Genomic DNA, 1,053 nt, shown 5'->3' with positions numbered 1-1,053 from the left:
TAACCAACTCAGTAATGCCTTGAATCGCTTGTTCGACCTCTCCCTGGGCTTCGGTCACCTGATCGTTCGCATCGTCAATGGCCTGCGCAGTGGCATTTGTATTGCTCGCGACTTCTTTTGCCGTCATGCTCATTTCTGTTACGGCTGTCACCACTTTATCCGTTTCCAAACAGTGACTCTGCATTTGACCGCTCGCTGTGCGCGTTTGATCATTCAGTTCTTCAGAAACTGTTTGAACGGCAGAAGCAGATCGATGAATATCCTGCATCAGTGGGTGAAGTTTATCCATAAATTCATTAAAGGCAGCCGCGACTTCGCCAACTTCGTCTTTACTTTCCACTTTTAGACGCGCAGTTAAGTCACCGCCACCCGCAGCAACATCTTTGAGAGAATCGGCGACGTGCTGAAGTGGTTTAATGCCTTTCGAAACAGCAATGCTGGTTAAGATGCTGGTAATAATCAGGCCAATCACCGAGATTGTCACCGCAGATAAAGTGTGTTGATTTAACTCTTGCGTGCGCAATTCACGCTGCATGGCAACTTGTTGGTCGATGTCATCAATGTAGATCCCAGTACCAAGCACCCAGTCCCATTTTTGTAGATACTCGGCGTAACCCAATTTCGGTGCCTGAGCGTTGATGGTTGGTTTGTGCCAAGAGAAATACAAAAAGCCATCGCCTTTTTGCGACGCATCAATCAAGCCAGCAATCACCGCTACGCCATTTTCATCTTTAAGGTCATACAGATTTTTACCTTCCAGCGACGGTTTGATGGCATGTAAGGTATTGATACCTTGAGAATCATATGCGAAAAAGTACCCATCACTTTCAAAGCGCATCGCTTTTAAGATTTCTTTCGCCGCTTGTTTATTACTGCCATTAACGTCAGAGTCATACAGCGGCTTAATCGCCGTTACACCCATCATCATGTAGGCTTTTAGCTCTTTCTTACGCGCATCAATCAGCTCCTGTCTGTCTCGAACGAGCTCCGCCTCCAAACTCTTACTGCTGTTGATGTAATACACCACAGAGATAAATGTCGGGAGCAACAACA

General features: G+C 46.3%; 1 protein-coding gene. It reads right to left on the bottom strand.

The annotated features are described in order from the left end of the window. A partial coding sequence (locus R7190_RS25840) for a cache domain-containing protein (protein WP_318137672.1) occupies positions 1–1,051 on the bottom strand: 1,051 nt, incomplete at its 3' end. Between the last annotated feature and the right edge of the window lie 2 nt (positions 1,052–1,053).

The sequence above is a fragment of the Vibrio sp. 1078-1 genome, from assembly GCF_033340475.1.
Note: the sequence above shows the minus strand (reverse complement) of the source record. Positions and strands in the feature narration are given on the sequence as shown.